This window comes from Desulfurococcus sp. (assembly GCA_026626905.1).
In the GTDB taxonomy this organism is placed as follows: Archaea; Thermoproteota; Thermoprotei_A; order Sulfolobales; family Desulfurococcaceae; genus Desulfurococcus.
In genome coordinates this window covers 258,543-278,264 of sequence record JAPNUX010000001.1, presented here as the reverse complement: position 1 = coordinate 278,264, position 19,722 = coordinate 258,543, and the positions used below count along the sequence as shown (strand labels likewise).

18 protein-coding genes are annotated in these 19,722 nt (G+C 45.0%); 11 read left to right on the top strand and 7 right to left on the bottom strand.

What is annotated here, in order from left to right; genetic code table 11:
• Nucleotides 1-3: 3 nt before the first annotated feature.
• Nucleotides 4-909, top strand: a complete 906-nt coding sequence (locus tag OWQ48_01465) for a tetrahydromethanopterin S-methyltransferase subunit H (GenBank protein MCY0867890.1) — start codon at nt 4-6, stop codon at nt 907-909.
• On the opposite strand, the gene OWQ48_01460 is transcribed toward OWQ48_01465, so the two are convergent.
• Both OWQ48_01460 and OWQ48_01455 read right to left on the bottom strand, forming a co-directional pair.
• Complete coding sequence (locus OWQ48_01460) at nt 906-2,504, bottom strand: ASKHA domain-containing protein (protein MCY0867889.1); 1,599 nt, start codon at nt 2,502-2,504, stop codon at nt 906-908. The genes OWQ48_01465 and OWQ48_01460 overlap by 4 nt on opposite strands.
• On the bottom strand, nt 2,485-3,174 hold the full coding sequence (locus OWQ48_01455; GenBank protein ID MCY0867888.1) for a corrinoid protein: 690 nt from the start codon (nt 3,172-3,174) through the stop codon (nt 2,485-2,487). The genes OWQ48_01460 and OWQ48_01455 overlap by 20 nt, the downstream gene beginning before the upstream one ends.
• Before the next feature lie 218 nt (nt 3,175-3,392).
• On the opposite strand from OWQ48_01455, the gene OWQ48_01450 reads away from it, so the two are divergent.
• The gene (locus OWQ48_01450; GenBank protein ID MCY0867887.1) at nt 3,393-4,100 is read left to right on the top strand and encodes a 5,10-methylenetetrahydrofolate reductase; all 708 of its coding nucleotides are present in this window, start codon (nt 3,393-3,395) and stop codon (nt 4,098-4,100) included.
• A gap of 90 nt (nt 4,101-4,190) precedes the next feature.
• Here OWQ48_01450 and OWQ48_01445 read toward each other — a convergent pair whose 3' ends face one another.
• A complete protein-coding gene (locus OWQ48_01445) occupies nt 4,191-5,171 on the bottom strand; it encodes a methionine synthase (GenBank protein MCY0867886.1) in 981 nt (326 codons plus the stop codon).
• A 147-nt stretch (nt 5,172-5,318) separates the two neighbouring features.
• Here OWQ48_01445 and OWQ48_01440 point away from each other — a divergent pair, with 147 nt between their 5' ends.
• Nucleotides 5,319-6,224, top strand: coding sequence for a ribose-phosphate diphosphokinase (locus tag OWQ48_01440; protein MCY0867885.1), 906 nt, complete (start codon nt 5,319-5,321; stop codon nt 6,222-6,224).
• Here OWQ48_01440 and rbsD read toward each other — a convergent pair.
• Nucleotides 6,221-6,640 carry a D-ribose pyranase gene (gene rbsD / locus OWQ48_01435; protein ID MCY0867884.1) on the bottom strand — a complete coding sequence of 140 codons (420 nt, stop codon included), beginning with the start codon at nt 6,638-6,640 and terminating at the stop codon, nt 6,221-6,223. The two genes, OWQ48_01440 and rbsD, sit on opposite strands and share 4 nt — an antisense overlap.
• 97 nt (nt 6,641-6,737) lie before the next feature.
• On the opposite strand from rbsD, the gene rbsK reads away from it, so the two are divergent.
• The 4 genes from rbsK to OWQ48_01415 all read left to right on the top strand — a co-directional run bounded on the left by rbsK (nt 6,738) and on the right by OWQ48_01415 (nt 11,448).
• Nucleotides 6,738-7,676: a ribokinase gene (rbsK, locus tag OWQ48_01430; GenBank protein ID MCY0867883.1), complete on the top strand. Its 939-nt coding sequence runs from the start codon at nt 6,738-6,740 to the stop codon at nt 7,674-7,676.
• Nucleotides 7,673-9,250 carry a sugar ABC transporter ATP-binding protein gene (locus OWQ48_01425; GenBank protein MCY0867882.1) on the top strand — a complete coding sequence of 526 codons (1,578 nt, stop codon included), beginning with the start codon at nt 7,673-7,675 and terminating at the stop codon, nt 9,248-9,250. The genes rbsK and OWQ48_01425 overlap by 4 nt, the downstream gene beginning before the upstream one ends.
• A 9-nt stretch (nt 9,251-9,259) precedes the next feature.
• On the top strand, nt 9,260-10,225 hold the full coding sequence (locus OWQ48_01420; GenBank protein MCY0867881.1) for an ABC transporter permease: 966 nt from the start codon (nt 9,260-9,262) through the stop codon (nt 10,223-10,225).
• A gap of 179 nt (nt 10,226-10,404) precedes the next feature.
• Nucleotides 10,405-11,448 carry a substrate-binding domain-containing protein gene (locus tag OWQ48_01415; protein ID MCY0867880.1) on the top strand — a complete coding sequence of 348 codons (1,044 nt, stop codon included), beginning with the start codon at nt 10,405-10,407 and terminating at the stop codon, nt 11,446-11,448.
• A 147-nt stretch (nt 11,449-11,595) separates the two neighbouring features.
• Here OWQ48_01415 and OWQ48_01410 read toward each other — a convergent pair whose 3' ends face one another.
• Nucleotides 11,596-12,957, bottom strand: coding sequence for a TrpB-like pyridoxal phosphate-dependent enzyme (locus OWQ48_01410; GenBank protein ID MCY0867879.1), 1,362 nt, complete (start codon nt 12,955-12,957; stop codon nt 11,596-11,598).
• A gap of 206 nt (nt 12,958-13,163) precedes the next feature.
• On the opposite strand from OWQ48_01410, the gene OWQ48_01405 reads away from it, so the two are divergent.
• Both OWQ48_01405 and pyrB read left to right on the top strand, forming a co-directional pair.
• On the top strand, nt 13,164-14,507 hold the full coding sequence (locus OWQ48_01405; protein MCY0867878.1) for a dihydroorotase family protein: 1,344 nt from the start codon (nt 13,164-13,166) through the stop codon (nt 14,505-14,507).
• A gap of 102 nt (nt 14,508-14,609) precedes the next feature.
• On the top strand, nt 14,610-15,452 hold the full coding sequence (gene pyrB, locus OWQ48_01400; protein ID MCY0867877.1) for an aspartate carbamoyltransferase: 843 nt from the start codon (nt 14,610-14,612) through the stop codon (nt 15,450-15,452).
• Nucleotides 15,453-15,466: 14 nt separating this feature from the next.
• On the opposite strand, the gene OWQ48_01395 is transcribed toward pyrB, so the two are convergent.
• Nucleotides 15,467-16,189 (bottom strand): phosphoribosyltransferase family protein, encoded by a 723-nt coding sequence (locus tag OWQ48_01395; protein ID MCY0867876.1) that lies wholly within the window; start codon nt 16,187-16,189, stop codon nt 15,467-15,469.
• 180 nt (nt 16,190-16,369) lie between these two features.
• On the opposite strand from OWQ48_01395, the gene OWQ48_01390 reads away from it, so the two are divergent.
• Nucleotides 16,370-17,260 (top strand): hypothetical protein, encoded by an 891-nt coding sequence (locus OWQ48_01390; GenBank protein ID MCY0867875.1) that lies wholly within the window; start codon nt 16,370-16,372, stop codon nt 17,258-17,260.
• Between the two features lie 63 nt (nt 17,261-17,323).
• Nucleotides 17,324-18,505 (top strand): cation:proton antiporter, encoded by a 1,182-nt coding sequence (locus OWQ48_01385; GenBank protein ID MCY0867874.1) that lies wholly within the window; start codon nt 17,324-17,326, stop codon nt 18,503-18,505.
• Nucleotides 18,506-18,597: 92 nt separating this feature from the next.
• On the opposite strand, the gene OWQ48_01380 is transcribed toward OWQ48_01385, so the two are convergent.
• Nucleotides 18,598-19,707 carry a hypothetical protein gene (locus OWQ48_01380; protein ID MCY0867873.1) on the bottom strand — a complete coding sequence of 370 codons (1,110 nt, stop codon included), beginning with the start codon at nt 19,705-19,707 and terminating at the stop codon, nt 18,598-18,600.
• Between the last annotated feature and the right edge of the window lie 15 nt (nt 19,708-19,722).

Sequence of the window (19,722 nt, the reverse complement as noted above, 5' to 3'; positions counted from 1 at the left end):
ATTATGAGGATTGATAGGTGGGAGCTGGGGGGTTTACCTGGGCAGAATCCAGCGTGGCTTGTAGGCTCGATATTCTACCATGGTGATAAACTCCTTGAGAATGAGAGAGGAGGCTTTAAGCGTGGTGAAGCCAGGGAGAAGATTGAAGAAGCTTTAAGCGTGGTGGCTGAGAAAGGCTTAGTCCTCGCTTTAGATGTTGTCTTCCCCAGCGTTGAGAGTGTTGAGCCTATAATGGAGTTCATCGCAGAGTATGATGTACCATTATTTCTCGACTCACCAGACCCTGAGGCGAGAATGAAGAGCTACCGTGTTGCCAGAGAGCTCGGAGTAGCGGGTAGAAGCATAGCTAATGGACTGTATACTGACAGTCCTCCAGAAGAGCCTAGAGTAGTAGCTGAAAACAAGCTTGCCGGAGTAGTCCTAATGACCTTTGACCCGAGAAACGCGGCGGGATCCATGGATCCCGAGAGCAGGTTGAAGATACTGGAGGAGAGGCTGCTACCTATGGCTAGGGGAGCCAGGCTGGAGAACATTATTGTGGATGCAGTAGTAATAGATCCAGCTAGTATAGCTTTAAGTGCTGAGACAATACACATGGTTAAGGAGAAACACGGGTATCCTTCAGGCTGTGCTCCAGCAAACGCTCTGGGATCAGTCTCCGAGAAAACTGTGGGTCAAGCTACAGCTGTAGGTGTTCATGGAGGCGTAGCAGCTTATCTTAGAGTTATGGGTGCAGACTACATAATGTACGGGCCTGTTAAGAGAGTCAAGTATATTGCTGATGCAGTAGCCATGATAGACTCTCTAATAGCCTACAGTCTTAGACGCCGAGGGCTGAAGATTGAAGGAGTACACCCGTTGAAAACCTACTTGAAGGTTATCCAGAAGCTCTTTATTTCAAGCTCCTAGCCGAGCTTTAAGCTCTCAATCCATACCTTCATGTAGTCTTCCTCCTCAGCTAGATTAACATGTATAATCCTCCCAGCGATCCTCTTGTAGTCTACGAGGTAATCTTTATTCAAGAGAATCACGCGGAGCCCTGAGAGCACCATGTTGCCAGCTACAATAATTCTATCCACGTCTCTAACAGGGAGTAAGCCTAGATCCACGAGATCCCTGGGAGGTATCCCTGAACCGAAGCTACCGGATACTACTATTGTTTTAACATCCTCTTCTCTAAGTCCTGCCTTACCCAAAAGTACCCTCCAGCTGGTTTTAACTGCCGCGGTAGCCTTCTGGAATTCTCTTATATCCAGCTGGCTTAACTTAACATTGTTAACAGGGTCTATTATAATGCTTTTCACTCCGTTAACCCTCGTATACCCCTTCATAATCCTCCCGTTTTCATCTATGAAGCCGTGTCTAAGCAGCTCGGCTATAGTGCTTACAAGACCTGAACCAAGGAAACCTCTTGGGGAGCCAGTGTACTCTACCTCGAAGACTGGTAGCCCGTTTCTCTCACCAGTTATAGCTGCTTTAACAATACCCCCCAGGTGTACTGTAGAGCTGCTTCCAATATGTCCTTCGAAGGCTGGTCCAGCTGGTGTGCTTGTAGCGTAGATAGCGTTGTTAGATACTAGTAGTGTCTCAGTATTAGTTCCCAGGTCGATCACAAGGTAAGGTTTCTCCAGCTCTAATTCTAGAGATGCTATAAGCTCTGAGTACGCGTCTCCACCAACATATCCACCTATAATGGGCATTGTGAGAGCTGGGATTCCATTAACCCACGAGTACACTGGGTCCTTCACTAAGGGTTGAAAAGGTTTACGCGCTAGGGACTCTATCGGTAGCCCGTTAAAGAAGTGCTCCATGACGCTGTTCCCAGCGATAAGGATTAACCCAGCCTCCTTTAATGTAGCTGTGCTACCCACGGTTTTCCTCAAGCTCTCCGACATATCCTGGAGTTTAGAAGGGTCGTCGAGTACATGCGTCATTCTCGTGACTATATCGGCTCCATAAATATTCAGTGGATTTAATACTACATCCTCCCAGAGTACTTTTCCATCCAGTGAGACGAGCTGATATGCTATCTTAGTGGATCCTATGTCGACGAGGAGCACGCGGTCTGGATCCCCGGTTGTATGGAAGAGCCTGTCATCTACGAGTAGTAGTCTAGAAGCTGGTTTAAATGTGTTTGAATCAACCGGGGTTAGTGTAGAAGGAGTTGAGACGAGCGGTTTCCTCACACGGGGTTCTACTAGTAGAGACCATGCTGATGCACGAGGCTGCTGGAGTAATGGGAGTTCTACTTCAACATATCCTTGAACCACGGTCTGACATGCAAGTCTCTCCACTCCTCTTAATCCACGAGCCAGCTCGTATACAGTGGGCTTATTCACTTCTCCGTAAACCCTGACGCGGCAGAGCCCGCAGAGGCCTCTACCACCACAGGGTAGTGGCAGGAGACCCTTGGAAGCCAGTAGCTTGCCTAGGTTTACACCAGGTTCCGTTTCCAGCACTCTGCTAGTTCCTTTGATTACAATCCTAGCCTTCTTCTCCTGCATGATCCTTCATCTCTTCAGCTAGCTTGTTGATTAATTTAACAGCTTCAATAGCATCTCTAGCCCAGCCGTCAGCCTTGATCCTCTCAGCAAACTCCCTGCTGGTGGCTGCTCCCCCGATCACAACGTATACCTTCCTCCTGAGACCCCTTTCCTCGAGGACTCTTAATACTTCAGCCATGTATCTAGCTGTTGTAGTTAATAGCGCGCTCATGCCGAGTACCTGCGGATTGTATTTTTCAACAGCTTCAGCGAATTTTTCCGCGTCAACGTCGACTCCTAAGTCTATTACCTCGTGGCCAGCGGCTTGAAGCATTACAGCTACTAGTGTTTTACCGATGTCGTGGACATCGCCTTTAACAGTTCCAATTACTATTCTAAGCCTTCTACTGGACCCCAGCTTAGATGCTTCTTCTTTTATCCGCGGCTCCAGGATCTTCATAGCCTTCTTGAATATATCTGCTGCCTCTACGAGTTCAGCTATAAAGTACTCTCCCTCCTCGTATAGCCTTCCAATCTCCTCCATGGCACTACTCATGGATCCTAAGACTATCTCTGTAGCTGGCACCCCTCTCTCAAGGAGCCCGCTTACAGCTCTGAGAACACAGTCTTCATTTAAGTTTACCAGGCAGTCTCTAACCTGTTGCAGGAGTTTATTGCGCTCGGCGTTCACGTTAGCCACCGGGCTCTAATCTTACTTCCCATATAATGCTACATGCATCAGTAATAGCTTTAACTCTACATTGCTTTGAGACTTGAAGCATCCTAGGGGACATGTAGTAGACTATAGCACCATAGTATTAGGCGGCACTCCGACTTTAGAGACTACCAGGAGACTTTATAAGTTATGGAATAGCTAAGTCAGTGTTAAATCCTGCCACAGGTGGTTTAATGGAGTACTTCTTTGAGCTTGCAGCCTGGAGGAGAAGTGAAGTAGATAGCATTATAGAGGAGGGGAGAGGCGTAGTATCAAAGTACACGATACCTGAGGGGCCGGGCGGCTACCCTGGATTATTCAGTCTCGCGACAGCTGTATACATCAAGTACTCTCATGGAGCTGGAAGCATACCTCACGTTAGACTCTACGATATAAACAGGCTGGCATTACTCTCAATAGCTAATGCTGTAGCAGAATACGAGCTGGATGGACTGGTTCTACTGAGAGGCGATAAGCCGGTTGAAGGCGGGATAGTCGAGGATATTGGGACAGAGGAAGCTATTAGTCTCCTCAAGAAGAAGGGTTACAGGTTTCCGATTGGAGTAATCTTGAGCCTTAACTTCCCTCCTGAGGAGATCAAGAGGAGGATAGAGCTTGGAGCAGACTTCTACTATGTAATAAACTATGCTCCTTGGAAGAACGAGGTGCTTAAGGATATAGCTAGAGAAGCCTGGTCAAGGAACTTGAAGGTATACGTATTCCTCCTCCTGGGGATAGGGAGGAATAGAAAGCTGTTCATGAAGCTTGGTCAACCATACATCGAGGGGGATAGACTAGGGGATGCTCTGCGGTCACTCAATGATATTGTGGATGGTGTAATACTATCCTCGCCATTCGAGCCCATTGAGGGCCTCCGCCTTCTTGCACGCCATGCTATATGAGAGGAGTTTTTTATTGAACCAGTAGTTGTAGTCTCCTCCCGCAGCAGGTGGATGGGGACTATATAGGCTGCTGCTATTTATCTGCTAGGCTTATACTCCTAGTTCTTCTACTACTTCTACTACAATCCTCTTAATTCTCTTAAGCTTCTCTAATCCGATAGCGTAAGCTTTCTCCGGGCTACCGTCTTCGACTGCTAGTCCCCCGAAGCCGCAGTCAGCTGAAACTAGATCTATCCTCCAGTTGACTCTACTACCAATTTCTAGTAGAAGATTCTTGAGCTCAGTATACTCTTCTACACGTGGATTCTTAGAGCTTGCAATTCCCGGCGCCAGGATCTTACTGCCTGCTTGAAGCACTTCTCTATCGAGGAGCTCGATGTTCCCAGGGTTATCGTGGAACTCGAAGTTTAGTACCTGGGGTTCCCTGGATCCAGCTAGTATATCGAGCAGGCTTGGAGATATCCTCCCGCAGACATGTATTCCATGCTCGCCTGGAAGCCCCTCGAAGACACTATTGATTACACTTGTGATCTCCTCCACATTGTATCCTAGCAGGATACGTCTACGGCCGACAAGTACCCCTAGCACCGGCTCATCTATAAAAAGGATGTTGTAGCCTAAGCCGGCCAGGTACTTCAAGTTAACTCTAACGTATTCAGTAATGTACTCTAAGAGCTTCTTCTCTCTGAGGAGTGTAGCCTGCAAGCCTCCCTCAATGTTATCCTCAATGTATATTCTAGAGGATAGCGTGAATGGGCCTGTGACAGGAGCTCTCAGCCACTTATAGACTCCTCTTGCTTTAGCTTCAGCCATAACTCTAGCCTCCGGTATTTCAGGTTCAACTTCTACTGAATCCTTCAGTCTCGCGGGATCCCTGAGGAAGTAGAAGCCGTTTCTACTAGCTAGGGCTCCAGTGCCTACTAGTGGTTCAAGATATATGTCTATAAAACTCCTTAACTGAGGGTATGGTGGCGCATCAATACCTATACTCGCTAAGTCCTCTATAACTCTCTTAATGTTTCCAGGGGTGTAGGGTAAAGGGAAGCTTCCAACATGACTTGTCCTAATCAACTCTAGAGCACCTGAACCTGGTTTGAAGCTCGTGTAACGCATAGTGGATCCTTTAAACACACCTCAGGTTAAGAGTTTCACCTGAAGACAGCTTTATTTACCTTGAACCCGGTTTAACTGTAGTGTAAGCTGTGCTGGTGGCATGTCTTGAAGAGCACTGTTATTCTCGGAGGCACTAGTGGATACCATTTAGCGTACAAGGTCTCCAGAATTCTCGGTGTTGAGCTCGGTGATATCGAAGTAAAAGCTTTTCCAGACGGCGAGACGTATATCAGAGTCATCCCGGATGTCAGGGATAAAACTGTTGTCTACATTAACTCGCTTCAATACAATCCTAACGAGAGGATTATTGAGACACTATATACTCTTGACACTCTCAGAGATCTAGGTGCATCTAGAGTTATAGCTGTCATACCATACCTAGCCTACGCTAGGCAGGATGAAAGATTTAATCCAGGTGAAGCTGTAAGCATACGTATTCTAGCAAAGCTCTTCAAGTCTATTCAAGTCGACGCCATCTACACGATCGATACACACTTGCATAGAATAAGCGATCCCACAGAGCTCTTCGGAGCCCGATTCTACAACCTTACAGGTGTACGCGAGCTGGCAAGATACGTTAGAGAAAAACAATCTCTCGAGAACACTGTGATCGTGGGTCCAGACGAGGAAGCCGAGCAGTGGGCGAAGATAATGGCTGAGGAGCTAGGGGGAGTAGAGTATGGTGTGCTAGAGAAGAAGAGGCTCAGCCCTACAGAAGTAGTCATTGAAGCTAAAGGCATTAATGTAAGAGACAAGAACGTCATCATAGTAGATGACATAATTAGCACAGGTGGAACAATAGTAGAAGCTGTTAAATCCCTGAGAAAGCTTGGAGCCAGAGACATAACTGTTACATGTGTTCACCCACTACTCGTCGGCACAGCATACCAGAAGCTACTGCAACTCGATTTAAAAGACCTCGCATGCACAGACACCGTATTAAACCCTGTTAGCAAAGTGACAGTTGCACCAGTAATAGCAAGCGAAGTTAAAAATAAGTTTTTTAACTAAAATGGAACCCCTGATATCAAAGCTATATTCGAGTATGGTGTGAACTCTCCTGTTCTCACTACAAATTTAGCTCTACCAACATATTCCTTTTTGAATATTTCATGTTCTACAAAAACTATTCCTCTACTGAGATTTAGGCCTTGCAATTCCTCAAGGAGTTTAATCACCTCCCTATACATTCCCGGTGAGCGCTCAACTATTTCACGGGCTAATACTGCCTTCTCAACCACTACTTCCTCGAGAATAGCCTTAAGCACGTCTAGGAATCTGGGTATACCAGGTTTAAGTGCCAGGTCTACGCGGGTAATACCCTTGGGTATAGGTAGTCCTGCATCCGCTATAATAAATACATCCATATGTCCTAGACTAGCTATTTCTTGTAGTAATATAGGGTTCAGGATACCAGTTTTCTTCAACAGGCATACCCAATATTCCCACATTAAGCTAAACGCTTTTAAATGTAAATAAATGGATAAATGAAATTAAAACTGATATAGCAATAAGGTGTGAATCTTGAAGGCTTCTATCGTTGTTATTGGTAGTATTCATATGGATTTTTACATAGATTTACCTAAATTACCGACACCAGGTGAAACAGTTCTCGGTTTCAATTTCACTATGAAGCCTGGGGGCAAGGGAGCGAATCAGGCTGTTGCAACAGCACGTTTAGGAGCACACACATACATGGTTGGCAGAGTCGGAAATGATCTCTTCGCTGAAAAACTTTTGGAAAACCTAAGGAGAAATAATGTTAATACAGATTACATCTCCCTAGATCAGTCAACCCATACAGGTCTCGCATTCATCTTTCTGGATAGACGGACAGGCGAGAACATGATTGCTGTTGCACCTGGAGCTGATTACCATGTATCAAAAGAGGACATCGATAAAGCTACTGCTATTATAGCGAAGACGGATATCGTTCTTCTCCAGCTGGAGATACCATTAGAGACAGTACTATATGCTGCTAAGAAGGCTTCAGAGCTAAATAGACTTGTTATACTTAATCCAGCACCAGCAATGAAACTCCCGGTAGAAATCTACAAATATGTGAATGTAATTACACCTAACAGAATTGAAGCCGAGATGCTCACAGGAATTAAAGTTGAAAAAATTGAAGACGCAGCTAAAGCTGGAAGGATGCTAGTTGAAAGAGGAGTTGAATACGCTGTTATAACTATGGGTAAGGATGGAGTAGTTGTGGTATCAAGGGATCTCACTGAACATATACCCGCATTTAAGGTAGAAGTAGTTGACACGACGGGAGCAGGAGACGCATTCAATGGTGCTTTAGCAGTCTTCATGGCAGAAGGATATGATATCTTAGAAGCTTGTAAGAGAGCTAATGCGGCAGCATCACTCAAGATTACAAAGCTAGGTGCGCAGGAAGGCTTACCTTCAAGAGACGAACTGGAGGACTTCCTTAAGAAGATGGAGGTGGCGCATAATTGATAAAGAACGAGAGCAAAGTAGTCTTGGAAGCCAGAAGCATAGTTAAGAAATTTCCTGGTATAATAGCTCTCAAAGGAGTTGACTTCGACCTATATGAAGGTGAAGTTCACGCACTTGTAGGCCAGAATGGTGCGGGGAAATCCACTTTTGTTAAAATACTTAATGGTATTCATAGAGCTTATAGTGGAGAAATAATCATTAATGGTAGAAAAGTCCATATAAGAGGGCCTCTCGATGCAAAGAAATACGGTATCACATTAGTGCACCAGGAGATAACATTACTCCCCAATATGTCAGTGGCCGAGAACATATATCTTGCAAAAATTCCGTTTCTCAAATATCCATTGACCCGTATAAGTAAAAGCGCGCTTGAAGACTTCTCGAAGAAATATATTGAGATACTAGGCTTAAACATAGACCCGTGGATTAAGGTTAGAGATCTAAGCATAGGTGAGCAACAGCTGATCCAAGTTGCACGAGCTCTCGCTGAGAATGCAAATATTATATGCCTAGATGAACCGACAAGTGCCCTTACTCCAGCTGAAGTAGAAAGATTATTCCAAGTTATACGTGAATTAAAGGAGTCTGGGAAATCGATAATACTAATAACTCATCACATAGATGAAGTATTTAGAATAGCTGATAGAGTGACAGTACTACGAGATGGAGAAAAAGTAGCAACTCTTTGGGTCGAGCAAGCTAAACCTTTAGATATTGTGAAATTAATGCTAGGGGGAGAAATCAAGGGATTTTACATCGAAAAAGAAAAGAAGGAGGGAGAAATCCCCGTACTGAAAGTTGAGAATCTAGCAACAAAACCAGTCAAGGCGAGAGGAGTATGGTTAAGAGGTATAACATTTGATCTACGGAGAGGCGAGATACTGGGTGTAGCTGGCTTGTTAGGGGCAGGTAAAACAGAGTTAGGTAAAGCTCTCGTAGGCATGGAGAGAATTGTAAACGGTAGAATATTCGTCGAGAATAAGGAAGTTTTTATTAGAAGCCCGCTTGATGCATTAAAATACGGTATTTACTATTTGCCGGAAGATAGACGTAGCGAAGGATTAGTTCAATCCATGTCTATCCGAGAGAATATAGTACTTTCATCAATAGATAAACTATCCAGGAAGCTCGGGCTACGCTTGATACGCGATGAGAAGCATGTAGCCTTAGAGTGGATTAAGAAATTAAACATTGTAGCTCCAAGTCCTGAAATACGTGTAGCAAATCTCAGTGGAGGGAACCAGCAAAAGGTGGTTATCGCTAAAGCGCTTGAATCTAAACCAAAAATACTAATCTTCGATGAACCGACTATGGGTATAGATATTGGAGCAAAAGTAGAAATCAGGAAGATTATCATGGAATTAGCAAATCAAGGTTTATCGGTTATACTTATGTCATCTGAGATCGATGAAATACTAGCACTCTCCGATAGAATCCTCGTGCTATATAAAGGTAGGCAGGTAGCACTACTTCCAAATAAAGGTCTTACCCGCGACTATTTGATAGATCTCGTCAGTGGTGAAGGACAAATTAATAGGGATCCTCGTTCAAACCTAGATATAAAAATTGCATAGGGGATTTAGATGGGGCGCTCGCGAATATCTATATCAAGCCTCTGGAGAAAAATCAGCACATACGAGGAAGTTAAACCTTTAATCGCTTTAATAAGCCTATATATTACATCAGCAATACTTTCTATCCACTTCCTATCTCCATACAACCAGAGGATATTACTGTTGCAGACAGCACCACTAGCTATGTTAGCACTGGGAGAATCCATGGTAATAATAATGGGAAGTATAGACTTGTCACCTGGTTCAACTATGGCGTTATCTGGGACTGTTGCAGCATTAATATATGTCAATTATCAGCAGCCCCTTGAGATAGCTTTTCTCGCAGGCTTAGCAGTTGGTGCTCTAGTAGGTTTAATCAATGGAATACTAGTTACGAAAGCCAAGATTCCATCATTTGTGGCTACACTAGCTGCATTAGTAGCAGGTAGAGGAGTGGTGCTTATTCTCTCAGGTGGGCAACCAATAGTGGGATTATCAAGCTTTAATATTCTCACCCGCGATATCGCCGGGATTTCTGTTATGGTATGGATATTCGTGATGTTCACATTAGTAAACGTCCTGTTGTTGAGGAGAACATCGCTGGGTCTAAAAATCTACGCTATAGGTGGGAATGAAGATGCCGCTAGATACTCTGGGATAAATGCTGACCTAGTTAAACTAGTAGTATTTACTTTAGCTGGAGTTTACTATGCTATTGCAGGCTTAATGATGAATGCGAGGCTTGAGGTAGCATATCCGTGGACTGGCTGGGGATATGAGCTAGATGCTATTGCTTCATCAGTCTTAGGAGGAATACAGTTAACCGGAGGAGTAGGTTCACCTCTCGGGCCAACCCTAGGCGCGTATATGTTGACTTTAATTACCAATATATTAATACTTCTAGGTGTTAATCCATACATTCAATGGGTTGTTAAAGGAGCAGTATTAGCTGTAGCAGCAACAGCCCTTACGAGAGGCCTCAGATACGTTAAATAACAATTGCAACTTTTTTACTATACTATTATACTATGCTGTTAAACAATTGTAGCCTCTATACCCAATTATATCCCAAGAATGTACTAGTGAATGCCAGATTTACGTGTTCCTTATACTTGTAAGATTTATATACTTGATCAATACACATAATACATAAAGTATTGGAGGAGAGCTAGACCTTGTCTAAAGCTCTATCTAAAACTATAGCCATAGCTATAATAGCACTAGTAGTTATAGTAGCAATAATCGGTATATACTTCTATACTACTCAGCAAGCGAAACCAGCAAAGACTACGATAGGACTCTTCATCAGCAATCTAGGCAACCCGTACTTCGTGGCATTACGTGATGGAGCACAGAAAGCTATAGACGAGCTTAAGGCTAAAGGGATAGATATTGAGATGAAAGTATATGATGCTAAAGACGACCCTCAGCAACAGATTACTCAAATTGAAACAGCTATAGGTGAGGGTATAAGTGTTATAGTAGTTAACCCAGTCCATGCTGAAGCCATCCAGCCGGCACTAGTGAAGGCTAAGGATGCCGGGATACCTGTTGTAACAACCGATAGAGATGTAGTAGACCGTACACTGCGAATAGTATTCATTGGAACGGATAATGTTAAGGGCGCTGAGGATGCTGCAAATGCATTAATAAGTGCGTTAGAGAAGAGTGGTAAACCTACACCTTGGAAGGTAGTTATTCTTAACGGTATCCCAGGGACTACCGCAGCCGAAGATCGTAAGAAAGGCTTCCACAATGTATTAGACCGATACGTTGCGCAAGGTAAAGTAAATATTGTAGCAGAGGAGGTAGCTAACTTCAGAAGAGATCAAGGACTCTCAGTGATGGAGTCTATTCTTGCATCGCAAAAAGTAGATGCCGTCATAGCAGCTAATGATGAAATGGCTCTTGGAGCAATCCAAGCGATCGAGGGTGCTGGCCTAAAGCCAGGCTCGGATATAATTGTAGTTGGATACGATGCCATACCGGATGCTGTGACAGCTGTCAAAGAAGGTAAAATGTATGCTACAATAGCTCAGTCCCCATTCCTACAGGGATACTGGGGTGTATATGCTGCATATTACATTAAAATCAAGGACTGGAGACCGGCGCAAGATTGGATACCGACACCAGTAGTCGTCGTAACTAAGAGTAACGTCGATACATTTGAGTCACAAGTAAAAACCCCACAGTCGTTACCAGGAGCTCCAACCGGATAACAATTATTTTTCCTTTTAGTACCTCCTAATGATCTATGATTCCCTATTTTTCTTGTGATACTGATAAGTGTTCTACCAATGAAAATTATTTGAAACTAAATAAGAAGGGTTCATTTCTATTCATGCAAAAACCTTTGAACTCCACCTTTATTCCTCTATTCTCGGTATGTATGATAAGTCGAATTCCTCGGGCTCGACGTCTACTAGGTGTCCTGTTAGGAAGTCATTGTATCCTTGGAGGTCTAGTAGCCCGTGTCCACTGAAGTTGAATACTATGATTGCTTTTTCATTCTTCTTTTTCGCTTCCAATGCTAGATCTAGTACTGCTTTTACTGCATGAGCTGTTTCAGGGGCTGGTAGGAATCCCTCGGTTTGAGCGAAGAGCTGTGCCGCCTCGAAGACTTCTCTCTGAGTGTATGCTACTGGCTTCACGATACCATGGTTTACCAGTATGCTTAAGCTTGGGGCTACACCGTGATAGCGTAGTCCACCGGCATGTATTGGGGGAGGAGTGAACTTGTGTCCCACAGTATGCATTTTCAGTAGTGGCGTGAGCCCGGCGCTGTCACCGTAGTCGTAGGTGTACTTACCTCTAGTCATTGATGGAATAGCTTTTGGTTCCACTGCTACGACCTCGGCGTCCAGCTTTCCCTTCAGCTTCTCTCTTATGAACGGGTAGGTGAAGCCAGCGAAGTTACTGCCACCTCCTACACAGCCTACCAGGTGTGTTGGAGGCTCTTCTCCTATGAGCTCTAACTGTTTCATGGCTTCTTGGCCTATTACCGTCTGGTGGAGGAGTACAGTATTCAGTACTGAGCCGAGCGAGTACTTTGTGCCTGGATGGGTTAATGCATCCTCGATTGCCTCGCTGATCGCTATACCGAGGCTCCCCGGGTTCCCTGGATCCATTTCAAGTATAGTTCTCCCAGTCCTGGTATACATGCTTGGACTCGATATTACTTCAGCACCATACACGTGCATTAGTATCCTCCTGTAGGGCTTCTGCTCGTAGCTTGCTTTAACCATGTAGACTCTTACTTTAACCCCGAAGATGGCTCCAGCAATAGATAGAGCGCTACCCCACTGGCCTGCCCCTGTCTCTGTGGTAAGTCTTTCAACCCCCTCCTTTGAAGCCATGTATGCTTGAGCTATAGCTGTGTTAATCTTATGGGATCCTGTCGGGAGGACACCTTCATACTTAAAGTATATTCTCGCTGGAGTATTAAGACGCTGCTCGAATCTCCTAGCTCTAATAAGGGGTGTAGGGCGTCCAGCCTCCAGGTATGCTTCTCTAACCTCCACGGGTATCGGGATGTATTGATCCATGCTGGTTTCCTGTCTCACGAACTCCTTAGGGAATAATGCTTCGAGATCCCTGGGTTCAACTATAGAGCCATCAGACCTCCTAGGGGGTGGAGGAGGTTCAGGTAGATCCGGGATAATATTATACCACTGCTTTGGAACTAATTCCTCGTCTTGAGGAGCTCGTATCCTTACAGGGACTACCATTGGCGCATAGGCTCACCTAGAGCTTAATGAGGATTGAGCCCCGGGGTATTTAAGTGTTACGTTTTGCAGCTCGCTATAGCTTCCTGCGCGAGAACTTAATCAAATAATCTTAGAGTAAGTGGAGGTGGAGGCTGGAAGACCTACCTGTTTCATTTAAATTAAATCTTATACGTTCAGCATGAATTATACGTGGATGCGGGCGTAGCTTGAGTCTTCTTGTAAGGAATGGGTTGGTTGTATCTCCTCAAGGCCTCCTAAGAGTTGACGTGAGGATAGATGAAGGAGTTGTAACAAGGATAGCCCCTCACGTAGATAGCAGTGGAGTGGATGAAGTAATTGATGCCTCAGGAATGCTAGTTTTACCTGGAGTGATCGACGAGCACGTCCACATGCGGGAGCCAGGCTTAGAGTACAAGGATGACTTCACTCACAGTTCTAGGGCTGCTGTTAAAGGCGGTGTCACCACTGTAATAGAGCAGCCTAACACCATCCCGCCGGTTGACGACCCGGGTAAGCTTGCCAGTAAAGCTAGGCTCCTCGAGTCTAAGGCCCATGTAGACTTCGCTCTCCTAGGGGTCCTCCACGATGGAAACCTCCACTTATTTGAGGATATGCTGGCTGAAGGAGCAGTGGGATTTAAAGTCTATATGGCGTCTACTACAGGGGATCTTCCTCCTCCAAGTGATGCAGGCCTATACGAGATACTCTACAAGTCTAGTTTAACTGGTGCAACTATAGCGTTTCACGCTGAGGATCAATCGTTAATCTCGTACTTTACCGAGAGAGTGAAGAGGACTGATACAGCTACTAGTCCTTCATCATACATTGATGCCAGGCCTCCTATCGCTGAAGAGTACAGTATTACCAAGATCGCTGTGATCGCAAAGCATACTGGAGGGAGACCGTTGATACTACATGTCTCTTCGAGTGAAGCTCTTGAAGCCATATTAAATGCTCGAAGCGCGGGTGTTGAAGTCTACGGGGAGACATGCCCTCACTACCTGCTATTCGATAGAGAGGATTACATTAGATATGGTAGTCTAGTCAAGATCAATCCACCAGTTAGGGGTGGAGTACACAAGGCCAGGCTCCTCAGTGCAGTAAAGAAGGGTCTAATTGATACAGTTGGCTCGGATCACTCTCCTCACGCTCCCTCAGAGAAAACCAGGGATATATGGAGTGCTGCAGCAGGGTTTCCAGGTGTTCAGACGCTACTTCCTTCAATGCTAGATCTCGCTCTACGAAATATTATCCCGTTAACTAGGATACCACTGCTACTCTCTGAAAACCCAGCTAGAATCTGGGGGTTGTGGCCTAGGAAGGGTTCAATAGCCCCGGGCTTCGACGGTGACCTAGTAATAGTGGATCCTCGTGGTGAAACCATGGTTAGCGAGGAGTGGCTTGAATACAAGTATAAGCTGACACCCTTCATAGGTTGGAGGTTCAAGGGGAGAATCAGATACGTAGTGCTCAGGGGTAGCGTGGTGTACAGAGATGGTATTCTAGCGGATAAGCCGAGCGGCCAGTGGCTCAAGAACCCTAGATACTAGTAGCTGGAGGGCGTGGTAGATATGCGTAGAGGCATGGATGTAATCTCAGCTCTCCAGTTCTCTAGAAGTGATATCTAGGAGTTCTTCACAGTAGTAGAAGAGATTAGACGGAGAGTTGAAAGCGAGGGGAGATTAGAGCTTGCTAGAGGGAGAACACTCTTCACAGCCTTCTTCGAGCCGAGCACTAGGACGAGACTGAGCTTCCAGTTCGCTATGATCAAGCTCGGGGGAAGCGTTGTTGACCTGGGTCCAGAGGAGGTTACAAGTAGAGCTAAAGGCGAGAGCCCGGAGGATACTCTTAGAACAGTCGACAGCTATAATCCTGACGTTATAGTTGTAAGACACTGGGAGCCTGGTTTTGCTGCTAGAGCAGCCGAGATATGTAGAGCTCCAGTAATCAATGCTGGAGACGGCTATAATGAACACCCCACACAAGCACTCCTCGACGCCTACACCATATGGAGGATGCTTGGAGGAATAGATGGTGTCACAGTAGGCTTAATGGGTGACCTCAAGTATAGTAGGACTATCCCGAGCCTTATCTACACTCTCTCAAACTTCAAAGATATCACAGTGTATTTTATCTCGCCTCCACAGCTGAGACCGCGTGAGGAAGTACTAAAGGTACTCGATCAGAGAGGAGTGAGATACGAGTTCACCAGGAATCTCAGTGAAGTAATCAGTAGACTAGACGTGCTCTACGTGACAAGACTTCAGAGGGAGAGAATGAATCAGGATGAGTATGAAAGGCTTAAGGGAAGCTATACTATATCACTCAACATGCTATCCAGGCATGAGAGAATACCTTTAATAATGCACCCGCTTCCGAGAACATGGGAGCTCGCTACAGATGTAGACCAGCTACCTCAGGCAGTATACTTTGAGCAAGCAAGAAATGGACTCTACGTGAGAATGGGGTTATTGAAGATTATTCTAGGAGTATAGCTTTCTAGCTGGGCTTAGAAAGAGCTGCTTGATTGAACTGTTAGCACAACATATACTTTCTCCAGCTCCCTTGGTACTATCTTCATCCATTTATCCCCTACACCTATTATGGAGAATAAGCCTACAGGTGTCGCTCCAGCCGTCTTAATCAATCTTATAAGCGCCATCGAAGTCTTACCAGTCTTCAGGACGTCGTCAACAATTAGAACTCTATCCTTCTTTGATAGCATGTCGATTGGAGTGAAGAGAATAGTGTACTCTGGAGGATCTCTTGATATATATGAGGCTTGATGATATCCTCTCGCTCCTATCTCAGGGCGGCGTTTAGCTACAACTAGCTTCGCGGAAAGGACTTCGGCAACTTTGGTGGCTAGTGGTATACCATCTGATTCAACTGTTGCTATAGTGTTAACCTTGTATCCCTGAAACTCCTTGAAAGCAATGTACGATAGAATTCTGAGCAGGGGGATATTGAATGCTATCTTGTAGAGGCCGTAAAGCTCCTCCTCTACCTCCACCAGCTTTCTTCTAATTAAGTCCTCTACTAGCTCGCGGCTGGTTAGTATGTTAAATAACTCTACAGCTCTCTTGTAGTTAGGTTTAACACCTCTCCTAATATACTTCCATAGCGTCTGGGCTTCCAGCCCCGAGAGTTCCTCGAGCCTTCGGTAGTCTAAAAGCTCCTTATATGCTCTCAGTAAATCTACGGCGATAAACCTATAGTCTATGACAGGCAATATAAGCCCCCGTTTCCAGTATAGGTGATACAGCAGGTGGCTTAAATACTCGTAGATTAAGATAGGGGGCTCGGGCCTTTAAGCATGCTCCTGATTAGGATAACTTTTAATTCAGTGGTTGCACTTAGCTAACATTTAAATCTTAGAATACATGAATTCATGTTAGGGTGTTAGTGTTCCGTGAGCACAAGTATAATTGAGAAAACCATTATAAGGCCTGTCGAGAAGGAGCTAGTTTACAGGTTGCTTTATGATGTTGCCACGCTATTTTCAAGCATAAAGTCTTTCAGGCTTACAGCACGCAATCTAGAAGTCAACGAGATCTCCGGGTACTGGGCGGAGAGGTCTCTTTTCGCCGGAGTATCTTTGCCTATTAAAGTGAAAGGCGAGGTTATATCAGAGGACACAGTCGTCAACCACCTGGAATCACAGGGCTTTAAAGCTAGGATAGAATACAAGATTGTACCAGTCTTCTACGCCGTGCACATTAATGTAAGAGGGCAGTGTGAGGGTGATACCAGCACCTGCACTAGAATAGTTAATTCGTTTCTAAAGGAGCTTGAAAACTTACTGAAGAAGCCGCCTCAGCCTGTTCTCACGCCTCCGAAGCCTGCTCCAAGAGCACAGCCTGCTAAACCTGCTGCTCCACCACAACCCCCGGCTGTTAAACCACCGCAGTTAGCATCGCAACCACCTCCCGCTACTAGAGAAGTAGTTCCAGACGTATCCAGATTCTTCGATGAAGTAGCAATAGCCATGATGCTATTCAACTCGGAGTTAATTAGTGTCGGCGAGTTAGAGCCTCCGTGGGCTGTGTCAACACTAATGGAGGGGATAAAGGAGAAAGCTGGATCACTCTCCCAGTACAAGCTAGGGTTAGTCACATTGAAGGATGATGGGGTAGACATTGTGGTATTTGTTGATCAACGCGGAGAGCCTCTAGGATTATTCGGGAGAATAGAGAGCTCAGTAATTAGAGGTGCTCAAAGCGATCTTAATCTTCTTGAAAAATACCTCTCTACCAGGAGGATAGCTTACAGAATATGGGGTGTTAGGCAGCTGCCACCCTAACTACAAGGATTGAAGTTAAAAGAGCTGAATATAGTAAAGTATTGGTATCCGGTGCAGTGATTTATGAGTATACTCGGATTCCTGTTTCTAGGTATTCTTCTCTCAAGGCTTACCAGCCACGTGTTAAGAAGTATTGGTGTTAACGAGATTGTAGGGTATCTCGTGGTGGGTGTTCTCCTGGGATTAATTTTTAATGGAAACAACTATATCAATGAGCTTGCACCTCTAATGAGTCTAGCAGCAATATTTGTTGTCTTCTACACTGGGGCAACAAGCAATCCAGGCGATATAGCTGAGAACCTATCTCTCTCGATTATAGCATCACTTACCTCTGTAGCAGCTTCAACTGCAACCATAATGCTAGTTATGCAGTATCTCGGATACCCATTCCACGCAGCGTTTATTGTTGCATTAACGCTCTCAGATACAGCGACTGAGATGGCTTCCATCCTCATCGAAAAGTTCCCTCAAAGGATTAAATCTATTCTAGTAGCAGCAAGCTCTATTGACGATATACTCGTAGTCTTCATGGTTTCAGCATACTACGCTTGGATTCTCGAAGGCAGCTTCTACAATGCTCTTACACCGATCGCAGAGACGTTGACCTCAACGATAATAGTATACATAATGCTCTTCAAGCGTAGTGGTAGCCTTAAGAGGATCTACTCCTATATGTCTAGGGATATATCGTTCTTCATGGATGCAACATTAATCTTTCTCTCCATACTGATCCTACTGGCGGTGGGAAGCGGGGCTAGTACCCTCGTAGCCGCCTACCTAGCTGGGATCCTAGTGTCCGGCGGGCTTCAACTATACGATCCAATGTTAAGGTATAGAACTAGGATAAGCGATTTCGCTGGTATACTAAGCAGTATACTAAATGCTGTCTTCATTCCAGTCTTCATGCTGGGTGTTGGATTATATGCTCGTATCACAACTGTAGATGTAGCACTTCTCATGGCTCTTGTAGCATCTAGCTTCCTCGCTAAAATGATACCCTATACTATACTATTCAAGGTGCAGGGTGAAAGCGTGTCAACAAGCATGCTGGCAGGGGTTGTAATGAGTGCTGGAGGTCTACTTGAACTAACACTGCTACTAGAAGGCTTAAAGCTAGGCTTGATAAGTACAGTAGTATTTAACACTGTAACACTAGCACTACTATTACTAATGGTTGTAACAACTGTGATCTCCTCTATCGCTGCTAGGAGAGAGAATATGAGATTAAAGCTAGCGTTCAGCTAGGCCCGTGCATTCATCCCTTTAACAGGTCATCCCTTCCAAGCCTCATCCTCCGGGCGGCTGGAGGCGCTAGTGGAGCCTGAGAGCAGGCATCTCTATTGAAACATGCTTATAAGCTCATTTAAAACTATTTCACCGATAACCACTGGGTTCTCTACTCTAAGCTTGTAGAGTATTCTAGGGTCGACTTCACCTATAAAGCCTACCCGTCTACCTTTAACTACTATGAGGGAAGTCCTCTCCTCCAGGAATCCTTCCATACTAGTTTTCATGAATGAAGGCTCTAATCCTAGCTCTCTAGAGAGGGCTTTAATTACTGCTAGTCCATCAGTGAGAGTTGCATCTCTGTGAGATATTGCTATGCAGAGTCTTCTCTCTACTCTAGCATTAGTCTCCATGGATTCATCCGGGATCACGACGTCGCCGATTTCAAAAATCATTATCCTTGATCTCCTTCCTGCATTCTCCACTATCGTTTCAAGGATACCTGGCGACAGCCAAGCTCTTAAGACAGCATACTTCTCGGACCTCGGGTTTTCAAGCGTGAAGATGTTGAGTGACCGCTGGCCTAGTAGAGTCCTCTGAGTCTCCATGCTGCTTAGCATGTAGTTTGCTACCTCGCTTAACCCTAAGCCTACTAGGATATCCCTTATTCTCCTAGAGTAGTATTCTAGAGGATGCATTCTCCCTATGCTTACTGAGTGTGGGAGGGAGGCTGCTTCGCCTCCTAGGGTATTATAGCCGATGGAGATAGCTATATCCTCTGCTACGTCCACCCAGCTTCTAACATCTATTCTATATGCTGGAGCCTCGACATCCATGGAGTCTCCTTCTACAGCTTTAATCTTGTAGTAGTGTTGCCCTAGATATCCAGCCACGCTCTCCGGCTCCAGGTTAACGCCTAGGAGTCTTCCGACTTCCTTCACGTTAACTCTAATAGTGTTACCTCTTTCTCTTGGAGCCTTGAGGACTGAGCCGTCGGGATATACGACTTCCACGGATTCTACTATCCCGCTTTTAGATCTCTCGGCGATACTTAGCGACATTATCGTCACTACATCTATAACTAGCTGTGGGTCCACTCCAGTTGAATCTATCAGTATGTTGCGGGTGCTTGATGTAACCTTGTTGAAGTCAGCGTTTAGTATTGGTGCAAGGCTTAGCACTCTATTCTTCGAATCCATGAGAACAGGGTATTTATCCATGGATTCAATAATGTA